The sequence below is a fragment of the Serratia surfactantfaciens genome, from assembly GCF_001642805.2.
GTDB lineage: Bacteria > Pseudomonadota > Gammaproteobacteria > Enterobacterales > Enterobacteriaceae > Serratia > Serratia surfactantfaciens.
On record NZ_CP016948.1, the window covers coordinates 2,192,363 to 2,208,164 of the forward strand.

General features: G+C 55.9%; 16 protein-coding genes. 11 read left to right on the plus strand and 5 right to left on the minus strand.

Translation table 11 applies throughout. The features are described 5' to 3' along the window. Positions 1 to 14 precede the first annotated feature (14 nt). On the plus strand, positions 15 to 647 hold the full coding sequence (pncA, locus tag ATE40_RS10320) for a bifunctional nicotinamidase/pyrazinamidase (protein ID WP_063918462.1): 633 nt from the start codon (positions 15 to 17) through the stop codon (positions 645 to 647). Between the two features lie 232 nt (positions 648 to 879). Next, entirely contained in the window at positions 880 to 2,157 is a 1,278-nt protein-coding gene (gene chiD / locus ATE40_RS10325; RefSeq protein WP_063918463.1) for a chitinase ChiD, read from the plus strand. Positions 2,158 to 2,199: 42 nt separating this feature from the next. Here the strand turns inward: chiD and ATE40_RS10330 are convergent, their stop codons facing one another. Both ATE40_RS10330 and msrB read right to left on the minus strand, forming a co-directional pair. Then, positions 2,200 to 2,472 (minus strand): YeaC family protein, encoded by a 273-nt coding sequence (locus ATE40_RS10330; RefSeq protein ID WP_004932218.1) that lies wholly within the window; start codon positions 2,470 to 2,472, stop codon positions 2,200 to 2,202. 63 nt (positions 2,473 to 2,535) lie between these two features. Next, positions 2,536 to 2,949, minus strand: coding sequence for a peptide-methionine (R)-S-oxide reductase MsrB (gene msrB / locus ATE40_RS10335; RefSeq protein ID WP_019452764.1), 414 nt, complete (start codon positions 2,947 to 2,949; stop codon positions 2,536 to 2,538). Between the two features lie 348 nt (positions 2,950 to 3,297). On the opposite strand from msrB, the gene gapA reads away from it, so the two are divergent. Next, positions 3,298 to 4,293 (plus strand): glyceraldehyde-3-phosphate dehydrogenase, encoded by a 996-nt coding sequence (gene gapA, locus ATE40_RS10340; protein WP_004932222.1) that lies wholly within the window; start codon positions 3,298 to 3,300, stop codon positions 4,291 to 4,293. A gap of 84 nt (positions 4,294 to 4,377) precedes the next feature. Beyond that, a complete protein-coding gene (locus ATE40_RS10345) occupies positions 4,378 to 5,253 on the plus strand; it encodes a D-hexose-6-phosphate mutarotase (protein WP_063918464.1) in 876 nt (291 codons plus the stop codon). A gap of 94 nt (positions 5,254 to 5,347) precedes the next feature. Here ATE40_RS10345 and ATE40_RS10350 read toward each other — a convergent pair whose 3' ends face one another. Next, a complete protein-coding gene (locus ATE40_RS10350; RefSeq protein WP_015378103.1) occupies positions 5,348 to 6,112 on the minus strand; it encodes a MipA/OmpV family protein in 765 nt (254 codons plus the stop codon). Positions 6,113 to 6,538: 426 nt separating this feature from the next. On the opposite strand from ATE40_RS10350, the gene yeaG reads away from it, so the two are divergent. The 3 genes from yeaG (at position 6,539) to ATE40_RS10365 (ending at position 10,441) form a co-directional block, all read left to right on the plus strand. Next, positions 6,539 to 8,473, plus strand: coding sequence for a protein kinase YeaG (yeaG, locus tag ATE40_RS10355; RefSeq protein WP_019452766.1), 1,935 nt, complete (start codon positions 6,539 to 6,541; stop codon positions 8,471 to 8,473). Positions 8,474 to 8,604: 131 nt separating this feature from the next. After that, positions 8,605 to 9,873: a YeaH/YhbH family protein gene (locus tag ATE40_RS10360; protein WP_019452767.1), complete on the plus strand. Its 1,269-nt coding sequence runs from the start codon at positions 8,605 to 8,607 to the stop codon at positions 9,871 to 9,873. A 337-nt stretch (positions 9,874 to 10,210) separates the two neighbouring features. Next, the gene (locus ATE40_RS10365; protein ID WP_063918465.1) at positions 10,211 to 10,441 is read left to right on the plus strand and encodes a hypothetical protein; all 231 of its coding nucleotides are present in this window, start codon (positions 10,211 to 10,213) and stop codon (positions 10,439 to 10,441) included. Positions 10,442 to 10,652: 211 nt separating this feature from the next. Here the strand turns inward: ATE40_RS10365 and ATE40_RS10370 are convergent, their stop codons facing one another. Continuing rightward, positions 10,653 to 11,342, minus strand: a complete 690-nt coding sequence (locus ATE40_RS10370) for an alpha/beta hydrolase (RefSeq protein WP_063918466.1) — start codon at positions 11,340 to 11,342, stop codon at positions 10,653 to 10,655. An 870-nt stretch (positions 11,343 to 12,212) separates the two neighbouring features. Between ATE40_RS10370 and ATE40_RS24175 the strand changes: the two genes are divergently transcribed. Beyond that, positions 12,213 to 12,389: a GhoT/OrtT family toxin gene (locus tag ATE40_RS24175; protein WP_025159799.1), complete on the plus strand. Its 177-nt coding sequence runs from the start codon at positions 12,213 to 12,215 to the stop codon at positions 12,387 to 12,389. A 272-nt stretch (positions 12,390 to 12,661) separates the two neighbouring features. On the opposite strand, the gene ATE40_RS10375 is transcribed toward ATE40_RS24175, so the two are convergent. Continuing rightward, a complete protein-coding gene (locus tag ATE40_RS10375) occupies positions 12,662 to 12,955 on the minus strand; it encodes a hypothetical protein (RefSeq protein WP_063918467.1) in 294 nt (97 codons plus the stop codon). 225 nt (positions 12,956 to 13,180) lie between these two features. Here ATE40_RS10375 and ATE40_RS10380 point away from each other — a divergent pair, with 225 nt between their 5' ends. The 3 genes from ATE40_RS10380 to ATE40_RS10395 all read left to right on the plus strand — a co-directional run bounded on the left by ATE40_RS10380 (position 13,181) and on the right by ATE40_RS10395 (position 15,802). Then, positions 13,181 to 13,663: a hypothetical protein gene (locus ATE40_RS10380; protein WP_063918468.1), complete on the plus strand. Its 483-nt coding sequence runs from the start codon at positions 13,181 to 13,183 to the stop codon at positions 13,661 to 13,663. 306 nt (positions 13,664 to 13,969) lie between these two features. Then, the gene (locus ATE40_RS10390; RefSeq protein ID WP_019452775.1) at positions 13,970 to 14,530 is read left to right on the plus strand and encodes a 3'-5' exonuclease; all 561 of its coding nucleotides are present in this window, start codon (positions 13,970 to 13,972) and stop codon (positions 14,528 to 14,530) included. Between the two features lie 78 nt (positions 14,531 to 14,608). Continuing rightward, the gene (locus tag ATE40_RS10395; protein WP_063918469.1) at positions 14,609 to 15,802 is read left to right on the plus strand and encodes a multidrug effflux MFS transporter; all 1,194 of its coding nucleotides are present in this window, start codon (positions 14,609 to 14,611) and stop codon (positions 15,800 to 15,802) included.

Genomic DNA, 15,802 nt, shown 5'->3' on the forward strand with positions numbered 1-15,802 from the left:
CCTAGGGAGTGGCGATGAAAACGGCCTTGTTGTTGATCGATCTGCAAAACGATTTCTGCCCCGGCGGCGCGCTGGCGGTCACGGAGGGCGACGCCGTCATTCCGGTCGCCAATCGGGCGATCGCCGCCTGTTTGGCGCGCGGCGAGCCGGTGGTGGCCAGCCAGGACTGGCACCCGGCCAATCATCGCAGCTTTGCGGTGAATTCACATGCGCAAGTCGGCACCCTCGGCGAGCTGGAAGGCCTGCCGCAGGTGTGGTGGCCGGTGCACTGCGCGCAAGGGAGCCACGGCGCCGATTTTCATCCCCAGTTGCAGCGGCAACACATCGATGCCGTTTTTCGCAAAGGACAGGATACGGATATCGACAGCTACAGCGCGTTCTTCGATAACGGCCACCGGGCGCAGACCGAACTGCACGATTGGCTGCAATCGCAGGGTGTCCGACAGTTGGCGATCATGGGCCTGGCGACCGATTACTGCGTGAAGTTCAGCGTGCTGGATGCGCTGGCTGCCGGCTATCCAACGCAAGTGATCGTCGACGGCTGCCGCGGCGTTAATCTGCAGCCGGGCGACAGCGAAAAGGCGCTGCAGGACATGGCGCACGCCGGCGCACAACTGGTTACCCTGTCACAGTTCCTCGCCAGCTAAATCCTCTCGGGTGCCATCGGCGCCCTTTTTGCGCGGCGGCGAAAATATCGACGCCGCTCACAATACCGCCCTTCTTCTCCGCCAGCCGCTTGTGACCGACAGACGCTTTTGCTGTTATGACTGCGACGCTTTTGACGTCAATCGGTTATACGCATCCGGGGCCCGCTGAGCCCGGCTTTATTGTGACCGCCGCTGGCGGTACGGTCGGCCTTGCCGACCCAAGGAGACAAACATGAAATTAACCCGAAAACTGCTGCCTTTGCTGGCAGCGGTGCAGTTGGCTATGGCCGGCGTCGGCTCGGCGCAGGCAGGCTATCTCTCCGTCGGCTACTTCAACGGCGGTGGCGACGTCACCGCCGGCCCCGGCGGTGATATCGACAAACTGGACGTGACGCAAATCACCCACCTCAACTATTCGTTTGGCCTGATCTACAACGGTGAGAAGGATGAAACCAATGCGGCGTTGAAAGATCCCGCGCGCCGGCACCAGATCTACCTGTCGCCGAAGGTAACGGCCGATCTGCAACGGCTGCCGGTGTTGCGTAAACAGAACCCCGAGTTGAAAGTCCTGTTGTCGGTCGGCGGCTGGGGGGCTCGCGGCTTCTCCGGCGCGGCCGCCACCGCAGAAAACCGGGCGATATTCATCCGCTCCGCGCTGCAGGTGATTGCACTGCATCAGTTGGATGGCATCGACCTGGACTGGGAATACCCGGTGAACGGCGCCTGGGGGCTGGTGGAAAGCCAGCCGGCAGACCGCGACAACTTCACCCTGCTGCTGAAAGAGCTTCACCAGGCGCTGGGTAAAGGTAAACTACTGACCATCGCCGTCGGTGCCAACGTCAAAAGCCCGCAGGAATGGGTCGATGTGAAAAGCATTGCCCCTCACCTCAACTACATCAATCTGATGACCTATGACATGGCTTACGGCACGCAGTACTTCAATGCCAACCTGTACGATTCAAAGCGCTGGCCAACCGTGGCCGCCGCCGACCGCTACAGCGCCGATTCCGTGGTAAAACATTATCTTGCCGCCGGATTAAAACCGGCGCAGATGAACCTCGGTATCGGTTTTTATGGCCGGGTGCCGAAACGAGCGACCGAAGCGGGCATCGACTGGGACAAGCCGGACGCCGCCAAACATCCGGTGACGCAGCCTTATTTCAGTGCGCGAGAAACCGCTCTGTTCAACGCGCTGGGGCTGGATCTCAGCAAAGACACTTACTTTAAATACCACGACATCGTCAGCAAACTGCTCAACGATCCGCAGCGCCGTTTCCGCGAGCACTGGGATGACGACGCCAAAGTGCCTTATCTGACGCTGCAATCCGCCACAGGCAAACCGCTGTTCGCTATCTCCTACGAGAACCCGCGTTCGGTGGCCATCAAAGCCGAATACATCAAAAGCCAGGGATTGGGCGGTGCGATGTTCTGGGAATACGGCGCGGACGACAACAACCGGCTGGCGCAACAGCTGGCGGAATCGCTGGGGATTAAGAGCGAGAAACGGTAAATCGACGGGGCGATGGCGACATCGCCCCGCTTTAGGAACAGCTTACTGCGGTTTGAGTTTGACCAGCGGCTCAGCAACGAACTGCTGCTTCAGTTCTTGCTTGCTCTTCATCACGATCTGCCCGTCGGTGCCGATGCTCATGTGCTGCGGATCGACGTTGTTCATCGACTGCCACAGCATCACCGCCTGCAGGCTGTTTTCCTTCTGCTCAGGCGTCAGCGCCACGCCGTCCGGCCACTTGCCCAGCTCAACCGCCTGCACCAGGCGCTGGTATATCTCGGGCGTCATCGCCGCAATCAGATCTTTCACGTCCATCAGAGCCCTTCTCGCTTACGGATGAATAATTAGCTGAATCGATTTTGTTGGTTAAATTACCACTTAACCGGCCGTTTGGTCGCCATTCTCACCGTCGGTGAAGCTCAGCGAAGCGGAGTTGACGCAGTAACGCTCGCCGGTCGGTTGCGGACCGTCGGGGAAAACGTGCCCCAGGTGCGCGTCGCAGTGGCCGCAGCGGATTTCAACACGATGCATATTATGAGAGTTATCATCGAGATAACGAATCGCATCGGCGGAAACCGGCTCATAAAAGCTCGGCCAGCCGCAGCCGGAATCGTATTTGGTTTCGGAATAGAACAGCGGCTGGTTACAACACAGACAATGGTACACGCCCTCACGCTTATTGTGCAGCAATTTGCCGCTGAACGGCGCTTCGGTGCCGCGCTGTTGCGTCACATAACGTTGGATTTCATTCAGTTCCGTGACCGGATGACCGGGGGTTGTCTCTTTAGCCATTTGTGCTTATCTCTGAATGTGGATAATGTCAACGAAAACAATGATTAATAATAACAAAAAATTAACACCGCTGCAGGGTTTTTTGGCCTAAACTGTAGCCCATAAAGGCCACGTCACGATGATATGTGATAACGATCACACATCTTGCGCATGCTGACTTTATACTTGGCGGCTTGTCCCCATATAACGGATAAGGCCGAGCGCAAATGGACTGTGCAATAAGCGTGCAAAACCACCCTTCCGGTTTGACTTGCCGCAAGAATTGACACGATTCCGCTTGACGCTGGGTAAGGTTTTTGTAATTTTACAACCAACCTTTTATTCACTAACAAATAGCTGGTGGAATATATGACTATCAAAGTAGGTATCAACGGTTTTGGCCGTATCGGTCGCATTGTTTTCCGTGCTGCTCAAGAGCGTTCTGACATCGAGATCGTTGCAATCAACGACCTGTTGGATGCAGAGTACATGGCTTACATGCTGAAGTATGACTCTACTCACGGCCGTTTCAACGGTACGGTAGAAGTTAAAGACGGCCACCTGGTTGTTAACGGCAAAACCATCCGTGTTACCGCAGAGAAAGACCCGGCTAACCTGAAGTGGAACGAAGTGGGCGTTGACGTGGTTGCTGAAGCGACCGGTATCTTCCTGACCGACGAAACCGCACGTAAACACATCACCGCTGGCGCTAAGAAAGTCGTTCTGACTGGCCCATCCAAAGATGCGACCCCAATGTTCGTGCGCGGCGCTAACTTTGACAAATATGCCGGCCAGGACATCGTGTCCAACGCCTCTTGCACCACCAACTGCCTGGCGCCACTGGCTAAAGTCATCAACGACAACTTCGGTATCGTTGAAGGCCTGATGACCACCGTTCACGCGACCACCGCTACTCAGAAAACCGTTGATGGCCCGTCCCACAAAGACTGGCGCGGCGGCCGCGGCGCATCCCAGAACATCATCCCTTCTTCTACCGGCGCAGCGAAAGCGGTTGGCGTGGTTCTGCCAGAGCTGAAAGGCAAACTGACCGGTATGGCGTTCCGCGTACCAACTCCTAACGTATCCGTTGTTGACCTGACCGTGCGTCTGGAAAAAGCGGCTACCTACGAAGAAATCAAGAAAGCCATCAAAGACGCCGCTGAAGGCTCGATGAAAGGCGTTCTGGGCTATGTTGAAGACGACGTGGTTTCCACCGACTTCAACGGCGAAGTGCTGACTTCCGTATTCGATGCCAAAGCCGGTATCGCACTGAACGACAACTTCGTGAAACTGGTTTCCTGGTACGACAACGAAACCGGTTATTCCAACAAGGTTCTGGATCTGATCGCTCACATCTCCAAGTAATGGCGTGATGTTAAGCTGATAGTAAGGGCGACATTTTTGTCGCCCTTTTTTATTTGTCTCTCCGGCAAACAATAAGGTAATGAAATGAACGAGAAAATTTTCACCCTGCCCGTTTCCGAACAGATTTCTCCTTACATCAGCCAACGTCAACTCGACGAGCTGGGTGTGGTTGTGGTGTCGCATCCGAAAGTGCGCGCAGCCGTCGCGCTGCAGGGCGCCCATTTGCTGGCCTGGCAGCCCAGCGGCGAGCAGCCGGTGATTTGGCTCAGCAGCAATACCCCTTTCGCTAAAGGCAAGGCCATCCGCGGCGGCGTGCCGATCTGCTGGCCGTGGTTCGGCCCAGCCGGGCAACCTTCGCACGGTTTTGCCCGCAACCAGCCCTGGAGCCTGACGGCGCACGATGAAGATGACAACGGCGTCATCCTGACCTTTACGCTGAAAGACAACGAACAGACCCGCAAACTGTGGCCGCACGCCTTCACGCTGATCGCCCGCTTCAAGCTGGGTGCAGAGTGCGAGATCGAACTGGAATCGCACGGCGATTATCAAGCCACTGCGGCGCTGCACAGCTACTTCCAGGTCGGCGACATCGACCGAGTCAGCGTAGCGGGCCTGGGCGAGCCGTATATCGATAAGGTGGCGGGCGGCATCGAAGCGCGCCAGTCCGGCGAAGTGACCTTCGTCGGCCAAACCGACCGCGTCTATACCCGCCCCGAGGCCTTCAGCCTGATCCGCGATCCGGCGCTCGCTCGCACCATCGAGGTTCACCACCACCATATGAGCGACGTTATCGCCTGGAACCCCGGCGTAGAGCTCTCTTGCAGCATGGGGGACATGCCGAACGACGGTTACAAGACCATGGTTTGCGTAGAGACCGGGCGCGTGAGCAAACCGCTGATCGCCGCCGGCGAACAACCTGCTCGATTGGGCGTCACCTTCCGCAGCCGCAAGAAGGCCTAATACACCGAGCGCGGCGGCGCACTACAGATGTGCAAAAGGGGCGCCAGCGCCCCTTTTTGATGCACGCGATGCACGATAATCGTGCAATGCATGATTAGAAGGTGTAGCTCACACCCGTCATCAACAAACCGGTGTAGGATTTATCCACCATCGGGCTGTCTTTCACTTCATCCGACAACTTCACATAGCGACCGACGAAGAAGGCGTTCCAGCTCTTGTTGATCTGGTAATTGGCGCTCAGCTCGAGGTACGGCGCCCAGCTATCGCCCGGGGTGTAGCTGTCAAGGCCGCTGCGACGGGATTCATTGGCGCTGACGCCGTAGTAATATTTGTTCTGGTTCTTGCTGTTCCACATCACGCCTACGCCCGGTACCAGCGTCAGCGCGTCCAGATCAAACTTGTACAGATAGGCCACATCGCCCACCAGCCCGTTGCTGTTGTTCAGCGTGTCGCCGGTAAAGGTGGTGCGGAGGGTACCCCACTCGGCGTTGTGCGAATAGGCCAGGCCAGCCATCAGCGTGCCGCGGCGCTTGTCGAGACGCTTCATGCGATCGTCGTCGCTGTCGCCCGGACGGTAGCCCCATGGCGTGTAGTAGCCCATGATGCTCAGCTGGTTTTCCTGATCTTTCCACAGGTAGTAACCGGCGGTCAGCGTACGGAAGTAGAAGTCGTCACCTTCATAGTCGATGACGGGCACCGGATAAACGCGGTCCTGATAACCACGATACGCGTCCGGGCTAACCAGCGCGGCAGCGCCGAGTGACCAGGTTCCCGCCTGAGCACTTTGCGCACAAACCATTGCGGAAGCGATAATTGCTAGCGTTTTGAGTTTTGAAATCTTCACTGGTTCTTTTTCCATAAATTACAGGGTTAATAGCCGCAACAGTTTATGTGAAAATTTAGTTACGCGCCTAATCTTTACAATAGAAAACGACCAAGATCGAATAACTTATAGCGGAATTATGAATTAATCATGGCGGAACGATGACGATTCAAGCCGCAGGCCGCGCCAGACAAGGCATTTGGCTCCCAGAGTAATAACTGAGTCATTGATATGACTTAAAAAAAGCTTTTTGTACGGCAGGAAATTTTCCGGCAAGCAAACTAAGCTTAAATCAGAAGGTGAATTTATCCTGAGCCCAGTGGCATACAGCGCAACTCGCGATAATAAGCGCACCAAGTTGGCATACGGGTTGCTGTACTTAGGCGTATTCTCATCTTTCGGGAGCCAGAACACTATCACACGCTCTCTTTAACCTGTGCTAATAACGAAAGGACGGGCATCATGAACATATTTGACCACTATCGCCAGCGCTATGAAGCTGCCAAGGACGAAGAGTTCACACTGCAGGAATTTCTTACCATTTGCCGGCAAGATCGCAGTGCCTATGCCAACGCGGCCGAACGTCTGCTGATGGCTATCGGTGAACCTGTGATGGTCGACACTGCGCTAGAATCACGCCTGTCGCGCCTGTTCTCCAACCGCGTGATCGCACGCTATCCGGCCTTCGAAGAGTTCTACGGCATGGAAGAGGCCATCGAACAGATCGTCTCTTACCTGAAACACGCCGCGCAGGGGCTGGAAGAGAAGAAACAGATCCTTTATCTGCTGGGCCCGGTGGGTGGCGGTAAATCCTCGCTGGCGGAACGTCTGAAGGCGTTGATGCAGCGCGTGCCTATCTATACCCTTAGCGCCAATGGCGAACGCAGCCCGGTCAACGATCATCCGCTGTGCCTGTTCAATCCGCAGGAAGACGCCACGATCCTGGAAAAAGAGTTCAATATCCCCAGTCGCTACCTCGGCACCATCATGTCGCCGTGGGCGGCGAAACGTCTGCATGAGTTCGGCGGCGACATCACCAAGTTTAAAGTGGTGAAAGTGCGCCCTTCCATTCTGGAACAGATCGCCATCGCCAAAACTGAGCCGGGCGATGAAAACAACCAGGACATCTCGGCGCTGGTCGGTAAAGTGGATATCCGCAAACTGGAGAACCACGCGCAGAACGATCCGGACGCCTACGGTTACTCCGGCGCCCTGTGCCGCGCCAACCAGGGGATTATGGAATTCGTCGAGATGTTCAAGGCGCCTATCAAGGTGCTGCATCCGCTGCTGACCGCAACCCAGGAAGGTAACTACAACGGTACCGAAGGCATCTCCGCCCTGCCGTTCAACGGCATTATTCTGGCGCACTCCAACGAATCCGAGTGGGTGACCTTCCGCAACAACAAGAACAACGAAGCGTTCCTCGACCGCGTCTATATCGTCAAGGTGCCTTACTGCCTGCGCGTGTCGGAAGAGATCAAGATCTACGATAAGCTGCTGGATCACAGCGAGTTGACCCACGCGCCGTGCGCGCCGGGCACCCTGGAAACGCTGGCGCGCTTTAGCGTGCTGTCGCGGCTGAAAGAGCCTGAAAACTCGAGCATTTACTCGAAAATGCGCGTGTACGACGGCGAAAGCCTCAAAGACACCGATCCGAAAGCCAAGTCCTATCAAGAGTACCGCGACTATGCGGGGGTTGACGAAGGCATGAACGGCCTCTCCACCCGTTTTGCCTTTAAAATCCTCTCGCGGGTGTTCAACTTCGATCACGCCGAGGTGGCGGCTAACCCGGTTCACCTGTTCTATGTGCTGGAGCAGCAGATAGAACGCGAGCAGTTCCCGCAAGATTTGGCGGAGAAATACCTGGAACACCTGAAAGGCTATCTGATCCCGAAATACGCCGAGTTTATCGGCAAAGAGATCCAGACCGCCTATCTGGAATCCTACTCGGAATATGGCCAAAACATTTTTGACCGCTACGTGACCTACGCAGACTTCTGGATCCAGGATCAGGAGTATCGCGATCCCGACACCGGTCAACTGTTCGACCGCGAGTCCCTGAACGCCGAACTGGAAAAAATTGAAAAACCGGCCGGCATCAGCAACCCGAAAGATTTCCGCAACGAAATCGTGAACTTCGTGCTGCGCGCCCGCGCCAACAACAACGGCCGCAATCCGAACTGGACCAGCTACGAGAAGCTGCGCACCGTGATCGAGAAGAAAATGTTCTCCAATACCGAAGAGCTGTTGCCGGTGATCTCGTTCAACGCCAAAACCTCGACGGACGAGCAGAAAAAACACGACGACTTCGTCGATCGCATGATGGAGAAAGGTTATACCCGCAAGCAGGTGCGCCTGCTGTGTGAATGGTATCTGCGGGTCAGAAAATCCTCATAACGCCTCAGGTAAGCGGCATTATCAGGGCCATGTCCGCAGTCATGGCCGTAGCAGCGCAGCCCACGGAGGGGCTGCACATTGCGCTGTCGCGGTTGGGACATGAAGAGTTGGCAACGTCGTTTGGGGGAAGTATGGCCTATTTCATTGACCGACGGCTGAACGGCAAAAACAAGAGCATGGTGAATCGCCAGCGCTTCTTGCGCCGTTACAAGTCGCAAATCAAACAGTCGATTGCCGAAGCCATCAACAAGCGTTCGGTCACCGACGTGGACAGCGGGGAGTCGGTATCCATCCCCACTGACGATATCAACGAACCGATGTTTCATCAGGGGCGCGGCGGCACGCGCCATCGGGTTCACCCGGGCAACGACCATTTTGTGCAGAACGATCGCGTCGAGCGGCCTCAGGGCGGATCGGGCGGTGGAGGCGGCCAGGGTAACGCCAGCCAGGACGGTGAAGGCCAGGATGAATTCGTTTTTCAGATCTCCAAAGATGAGTATCTCGATCTCTTGTTCGAAGATCTCGCCCTGCCCAACCTGAAAAAGAACCAGTACAAACAGCTGACCGAGTTCAAAACCCATCGCGCCGGTTATACCGCTAACGGCGTGCCGGCCAACATCAGCGTCGTGCGCTCACTGCAAAATTCGCTGGCGCGGCGTACCGCCATGACCGCCGGAAAAAGACGCGCGTTGCACGAGCTGGAAGAGGCGCTGACCCAGCTGGAAAACACCGAGCCGGTGCAACTGCTGGAAGAGGAACGGCTGCGTAAAGAGATTGCCGAGCTGCGCAAGAAAATCGAAAGCGTGCCGTTTATCGACACCTTCGACCTGCGTTACAAAAACTACGAGCGCCGGCCGGAGCCCTCCAGCCAGGCGGTGATGTTCTGCCTGATGGACGTGTCCGGCTCGATGGATCAGGCCACCAAAGACATGGCGAAACGTTTTTACATTCTGCTTTATCTGTTCCTGAGCCGAACCTACAAAAACGTCGACGTGGTGTATATCCGCCATCACACTCAGGCGAAAGAAGTGGACGAGCAGGAGTTCTTTTATTCGCAGGAAACCGGCGGCACCATTGTCTCCAGCGCGCTGAAGCTGATGAGTGAAGTGGTCGAAGAGCGTTACGACCCGGCGCAGTGGAATATCTACGCCGCGCAGGCGTCTGACGGGGACAACTGGGCAGACGATTCACCGCTGTGCCATGAGCTGTTGGCGAAGAAGCTCCTGCCGATGGTGCGTTACTACAGCTACATCGAAATCACCCGTCGCGCCCACCAAACGCTGTGGCGCGAATACGAGGATCTACAGGCGAAATTCGACAACTTCGCCATGCAGCATATCCGTGAACCGGACGATATCTATCCGGTATTCCGCGAACTGTTTCGCAAACAGACCGTTTGAATAATCTGCAATAACGCCACCACAGCCGGAGAACCACGTTTTCCGGCTGTTTCTTTTTCGCCATGATATATCGCCGAGCCTGAGCGTATAATTTTTGACCGCCATCCGAGAAATAATAAGCCGCGTTATCCCGAATGGCGCTGCCTATTATTCTTTCTTCTGAGGTTATTCCTAAACATTCGCCGCCGCGTCCGCACGGCTTGATGGGAATATTCCCATTCAGTTATCGTTATCTTATCGCTTAAGCCCTTTCCTAAGCGAAATTTGCCTTACTTTATTTTTCTATGGCTTCTCTGTCCGCCGTGGCGGGCTTTTACCGGTCAGCAGGTTAGACATCATGATCGATTACACCCTCTATGGCCTCAACCAGCACGATGTTGACGAATACAATAAGCAAATATGCTGCCTGCTCGGCAAAAGCGTGCTGCTGGCGCTGATCGCCAACAAACCGATAACCAAACAGAACCTGCTCAGCTGTCTTGTTCAGGAGGCGGAAAAGCAACCCGATGATTATTTCCAGCGGTTGCACCGCGCAGCCATCGAAATGATCGGCGTTAACGGACGCTAGGGCGATATGCGCAAGGCGGAAATCTACGCCATTATTGCCACCGTCGTGGTGTTGATTGCGCTGTTAATAATTAGCTACGATAGCGATATCCCTGTTTATCCCTGACGGCCAACCTGCTTGCGCCGGTTTTTCACCCGGCGCAAGCAGGATGCGCAGAAACAATTTGCCACCAGAACCGCTTTACAGCCCGGATAACATTCCCGCCCTGGCGTTATTTCGAACCGGCCGCTTCGTCAATCAACCTCGCCACCTCATCGGCGTGGGAGGCCAGCGAGGCGTGACTGGCATTCAAGGTCAACACTTTCCTGGCCTGCAACCGCTGCGCCATTCGCCGCTGATTCTCCGGCGCTATCATGCGATCGTCGCTGGAGAGTTGATACCATGACGGTTTATGTTTCCAGGCGGGGTCGCCGATAGCGTTGCCAAAGGTGCCGGCCAGCGGAGCCTTCTGCGCCACCGCCATCACCAGCGCCTCGTCAGCAGTCAGATCCTGGCAAAAGCTTTCATGGAACTTGTCGGCCTTGATCCACAGGTAACCGTCGCTGTCCGGCGCCAAATTCGCGACTGCCGCCGGAGGATGTTCTTGCGTAATGCCGCCGGGACTTTCACCGGCATCCGGCGCAAACGCGGCGATATAGACCAGCCCAATCACGTTGGGCTGGTTGCCCATTTCCGTGATCACCGCCCCACCGTAAGAGTGCCCGACCAACAAGACCGGCCCCGCTTGTTGCGCGACCATCTTGCGCGTGCGCTCCGCATCTTCGGCCAGTGACGTTAGCGGCATTTCCACCGCATGGATCGCCGAATATCCCCTGCGCGACAACGCGATAATGACTTTACTCCAGTGCGCCGCACCGCCCCAGAATCCATGTACCAGCACGATAGTTGGTTTTAAGCTCATTGCCGACTCCTTTATCTCATAGGGAAGCGCGGTACACCGATAGGCAGGCGCCCTTTACGCAGGCGCCGTACTGCCAGCGACGCTGCGCGCACTCCCCATTTTATATAGCCAGCCTCGCGACGTTCGACAATAGCTACGACGGGTTAACACGCCCGATTTTCCGGCATCGCCGTGAACGGCCGCAGCGGCGCAGGCCGCAATGGCCGAGCGAAAGATGGGATTAAAACTAGGATTTTTACCCATGACGATCTAAAATCTCGCGTAAAAACAAAGAGAAGTAAATTTGAATCACCGGGAAAAGGAATGAAGTTGTGAAGGAAATGATCTCCATCGTATTGATGACGTGCCTGCTGGCGCTGCTGTTTTCGTGGCTGTTCGTCTACGGTCTTAACATTCATTAAACCTACGGCGGCTACCCACGCCCCTTCCTGACTGGCAGGCAGCGCATCCGCACGGTGCGCTCAAAACCGCCGAATCGCGTCATGCTTTCATCCAACAACACGCCCCCTGCACCTGGCAAGAACACGCGCCCACCGAACCCGGCTTCCTCTCACCCAAGCCCTTCGCAAATACATCATAAATTTTTATCAATTACAGTTTCACCGCGTTCCTCTGTGACTCACCGCCCCTTTTCTTGCCTAACCGTGTCTCACTCTGGTGTGGGCTTGTTCACCCACCAATGTTACCGGTAACTATATTGTTGATTTCTTTTCGAAATAAACAGAAAGCTGTTAATAACCCTACGTTCTTTATAGAAATAAATTATGTATTCTTATGGATAAAGGTTTGAATTAACGGCCGTGGGTCATTGATTATCGTCCGCCAAGCTCCTAGAATTCGCGCGTAAAAATACAACTGGGATCGGGTTTCATGTCGTCGCTGTGGGTTGCAACGCAATACTGTTATTTTATTGGTCTGTTAGTTTCTATGGTTTTCACCTATCTGGTTAGCAGGGACACCGTCAAGATTCGATGCATCAGCGCATTGACCATCGGGTTGACCTGGCCGTTGAGTCTGCCGGTCGTGTTGCTGTTTTCGCTGTTCTAACGCTTCCAACGTCTCGCTGCGCTTTCGCTTTAAACAGCCTGCTCATGAAAATAGATTGATCGCCGCGGTTGCGGCTGCTGGCGTGGAATAAAAAAACGCCAGCACGAAGGCTGGCATGAAAAAATTGGAAGCAATGTGAGCAATGTCGTGCCGGCTTGGGGGGCACAGAAGGAGACAACCCTTTTCCCCTCACCGGCGAAACGGATGATAATACGTCTCATTATTAAATGTAAAGTCATTTCCCTGCGCAACTTTTTCCGTTTGGTAAAATATCAGCCGCGCGGCGTTCGCCAGCGCCGATACATCCGCACCGCCCCCCATACCAGCAACCACAGCAAAATATTCACCCCCAACCACAGCATCAGCAAGTAGCAGAAGGTCTGGTAACCGGGTATGCCCCGATCGGCCAAAAACGGGTTAAAGTGAAAAAATTTGACGATCGCGAACGGATTAAGATTGAAACGGTTGAATACGGCCGCCGTCAACAACGGTGGCAACAGGGTGTAAAACGCCAGGCTGAACAGCAGCAGGATCTTTGTACCCGAAGTGTTTTTATAATCTTTCATATCAATGTATTACGTCTTTCGCTGTGATGTAAAAACCGCCGAACATTCGCACGTCAATCGACCCCGAGCGCGAAAAAGAGTTCCCGGCCAACGCGGAAATAAAGCCGATCCTGTGTTTAATCGTCATTTAGCGCCCGGGTGATATATACCCTGTGGATTTTAAATTACGATGCCGGCGCACCGCCCTCATTCGCAACATTTGCGTGGCGTCATCAGGAGGCCTTAATGAAACCGGACGCACTCTCCCTGCCGCCGAACTCAAAAAAACTTAAAGTGATCTACGGCTGGTATATTTACGTAGTCTATATCCTGCTGGTTTTTAACATCTACATGGCGGTTTACAACGTCTGCGTTCGGCATCCGTTCGAAGCCCCGCTGCTGTCGCTGTTTCACAGCCTGTTCCTCGCGCTGATGCTGCAGCAGGTGCTCAAGAAAAACGTCATTTTCGCCTGGATCTTGCTGAGCTATTTTATTCTGATGCGTCTGTATTACGCCAATGTGCTGCATGTCGAGTTTACGCTGCTGAGCCGCAGCCTGGTACTGCTGATTCTGACGCTGTTGCTGACCGGCTCCGTGGCCGTCGGGCAACTGGCCACGCCCCCGCAGCGGCATGACTGGCTGGCGCGGTTGGGCTGGCGTCAGTGGGCTGCGCTCACGGCGCTGGCGGCGATTCTGACCCCGCTGATTACCACCGACTATCTGGGGTAAACAGGGCGTTATTTGGGGATATGAGGCTCGGATATGTCTACGATGCGGCATATTTTGGTGTAGTTACCCGCCTTCTCACAGATCTTGTCTGTGACGAACACGCTAAGGTAGCCCAGCAACAGCAAGTAGCCGACCATGCACAAAATAAAGATAAGCGTTCTCACCGATAGCGACCAACCAGACAAGAGTATCCCGAGCATCATAACCTGAACGCGGCGCTTTAAAAGGATTTCATGTGCGCACCAGCCGCATCAACGCACGTTCTGTAGTAAGATTAGGCAACCTCACCCACCACCGGAAACGCCGATGCACCATCTGATGTTAGACATTGAAACCCTGGATATAAAACCCAGCGCCGTCATTTTGGTGGTTGCGGCAGTGTTTTTCGATCCCCGCACCGGGGAACTGGGCGCCGAATTCGAAATCGCCGTCAGCAGTCAGAAAGACCAACCGGGCAGAACCATCAGCCTGGATACGGTCGCCTGGTGGGCGAAACAGTCCGATGAAGCGCGCAAGCAGGCCTTCGGCGGCACCGAGAGCCTGAAACGCGTGCTGAGCAGCCTCAGCCGCTTTATCCATATGAACAGCACCGACACGGTGAAAGTCTGGGGCAACGGCAAAGAGTTCGATTGCGCGATCCTCGAACACGCCTTCCAGCAGTTGGAAATGCCCTGCCCGTGGAAATTCTGGGATACACAGGACGTGCGCACGGTGATCACGCTGGCGGAACTGCACGGCTTTAACCCGAAAAAGACCCGCCCATTCGAAGGCATGCCGCATCGCGCGCTGGACGACGCCCGCCATCAGGCCCGCTACGTGGCCGACACCGTCTCGGCGCTCTATTACCGCCCGGCAGCGCAGCGTTGACCGCGCTTTGCCCCTTTTCATTTGCCGCCAGAATCTCTACTCTAGCCCTCTTTGTCACTCGGACATGCCTTTCTTGTTATGCAAAAGTTTCTGTTTCTGCTTCTCAGCCTGGTGCTGCTTGGCCCATTAGGCATCGACCTTTATCTGCCGACCATTCCCGCCATCGCCGTCGGCCTGGGCAGCAGTGAAGCGCTGATACAATCCACCATTTCACTGTTTATTTTGGTGCTCGGCCTCGGCCAGGTCATCGCCGGTCCGTTGGTGGATAACTACGGCCGCAAACCGGTGGCGCTGGCCGGCATTATTCTCTACATGCTCGGTGCGGCGATGGCGGCGCTGGCCAGCAACCCGACCGTTTTCATCGCCTCGCGTCTGCTGCAAGGGGTAGCGGTCTGTTGCACCGCCGTCGTCGCCTTCAGCGGCGTACGCGATCGCCTGAATGGTGACGATGCCGCTCGCGCGTTCGGCTTCCTCAACGGCACGCTGAACATCATCCCGGCGCTGGCGCCGCTGCTCGGCGGTCTGCTCGCCGAGGCCTTCGGCTGGCGCGCGCCTTTCTGGTTCCTGGTCGGCTACGCGCTGCTGGTATTAGCGATCATCGCGCTGTATCTGCCTGAAACCCGCCCCGTCGATACCGTGCCGGTCAAAGGGCTGCCGGTGCGCCAATACGCACGCATCCTCAGCGAACGGCGTTTCTTCTCCTTTGCCGTGGTGAATTCCGGGGCGATGGGCATGGCGTTGACCTACGTTTCCCTGGCCCCCAACGTGCTGATGGGCACCGCTGGCCTGACCCCGCTGCAATTCTCGCTGGTGTTCGGCGCCAACGGCTTCTGGATCATGTTGGTCAGCTTCTTCGCCAACCGCATCATCCACAAAGTCGGCCGTCCGGTTTGCCTGGCGATCGGCGGCATGCTGATGGGATTGGGCTGTCTAGGGCTGCTGCTGGGCGTCATGCTGCTGCCTGCGGCGGCGCAAGCGCATTGGCTGGCATATATGCTGCCGGTCGCCAGCGCCTGCGCCGGATTGGCGTTCGTGATGGGCCCGGCCACCAGCTATGCGCTGGAACCCTACTCCAATGAGGCCGGCGTCGCGTCTGCGCTGGTCGGCTTCGTGCAGATGGCGGGCGGCGCCGCGCTGGGTCTGGTGGCGATGGCGTTGCCGCTGCAACCGAAACTGTCGCTGGCGTTGGTCATGCTGGTAGGCTGCCTGCTGGCGCTGCACGCGCGGCGTCTCAGCAAGCAGATTAAAGGACAGATCAGAAAAGTCGCCTGA

Excerpts from the sequence above, each read along its gene's own strand:
- ATE40_RS10390 (WP_019452775.1), top strand. The coding sequence starts at position 13,970 with ATGCACCATCTGATGTTAGACATTGAAACCCTGGATATAAAACCCAGC.
- yeaG (WP_019452766.1), top strand. The coding sequence starts at position 6,539 with ATGAACATATTTGACCACTATCGCCAGCGCTATGAAGCTGCCAAGGAC.
- ATE40_RS10350 (WP_015378103.1), bottom strand. The coding sequence starts at position 6,112 with ATGGAAAAAGAACCAGTGAAGATTTCAAAACTCAAAACGCTAGCAATT.
- gapA (WP_004932222.1), top strand. The coding sequence starts at position 3,298 with ATGACTATCAAAGTAGGTATCAACGGTTTTGGCCGTATCGGTCGCATT.
- ATE40_RS10380 (WP_063918468.1), top strand. The coding sequence starts at position 13,181 with ATGAAACCGGACGCACTCTCCCTGCCGCCGAACTCAAAAAAACTTAAA.
- ATE40_RS10370 (WP_063918466.1), bottom strand. The coding sequence starts at position 11,342 with ATGAGCTTAAAACCAACTATCGTGCTGGTACATGGATTCTGGGGCGGT.
- ATE40_RS10360 (WP_019452767.1), top strand. The coding sequence starts at position 8,605 with ATGGCCTATTTCATTGACCGACGGCTGAACGGCAAAAACAAGAGCATG.
- ATE40_RS10375 (WP_063918467.1), bottom strand. The coding sequence starts at position 12,955 with ATGAAAGATTATAAAAACACTTCGGGTACAAAGATCCTGCTGCTGTTC.
- chiD (WP_063918463.1), top strand. The coding sequence starts at position 880 with ATGAAATTAACCCGAAAACTGCTGCCTTTGCTGGCAGCGGTGCAGTTG.
- ATE40_RS10395 (WP_063918469.1), top strand. The coding sequence starts at position 14,609 with ATGCAAAAGTTTCTGTTTCTGCTTCTCAGCCTGGTGCTGCTTGGCCCA.
- ATE40_RS10330 (WP_004932218.1), bottom strand. The coding sequence starts at position 2,472 with ATGGACGTGAAAGATCTGATTGCGGCGATGACGCCCGAGATATACCAG.
- ATE40_RS10365 (WP_063918465.1), top strand. The coding sequence starts at position 10,211 with ATGATCGATTACACCCTCTATGGCCTCAACCAGCACGATGTTGACGAA.
- ATE40_RS10345 (WP_063918464.1), top strand. The coding sequence starts at position 4,378 with ATGAACGAGAAAATTTTCACCCTGCCCGTTTCCGAACAGATTTCTCCT.
- pncA (WP_063918462.1), top strand. The coding sequence starts at position 15 with ATGAAAACGGCCTTGTTGTTGATCGATCTGCAAAACGATTTCTGCCCC.
- ATE40_RS24175 (WP_025159799.1), top strand. The coding sequence starts at position 12,213 with ATGTCGTCGCTGTGGGTTGCAACGCAATACTGTTATTTTATTGGTCTG.
- msrB (WP_019452764.1), bottom strand. The coding sequence starts at position 2,949 with ATGGCTAAAGAGACAACCCCCGGTCATCCGGTCACGGAACTGAATGAA.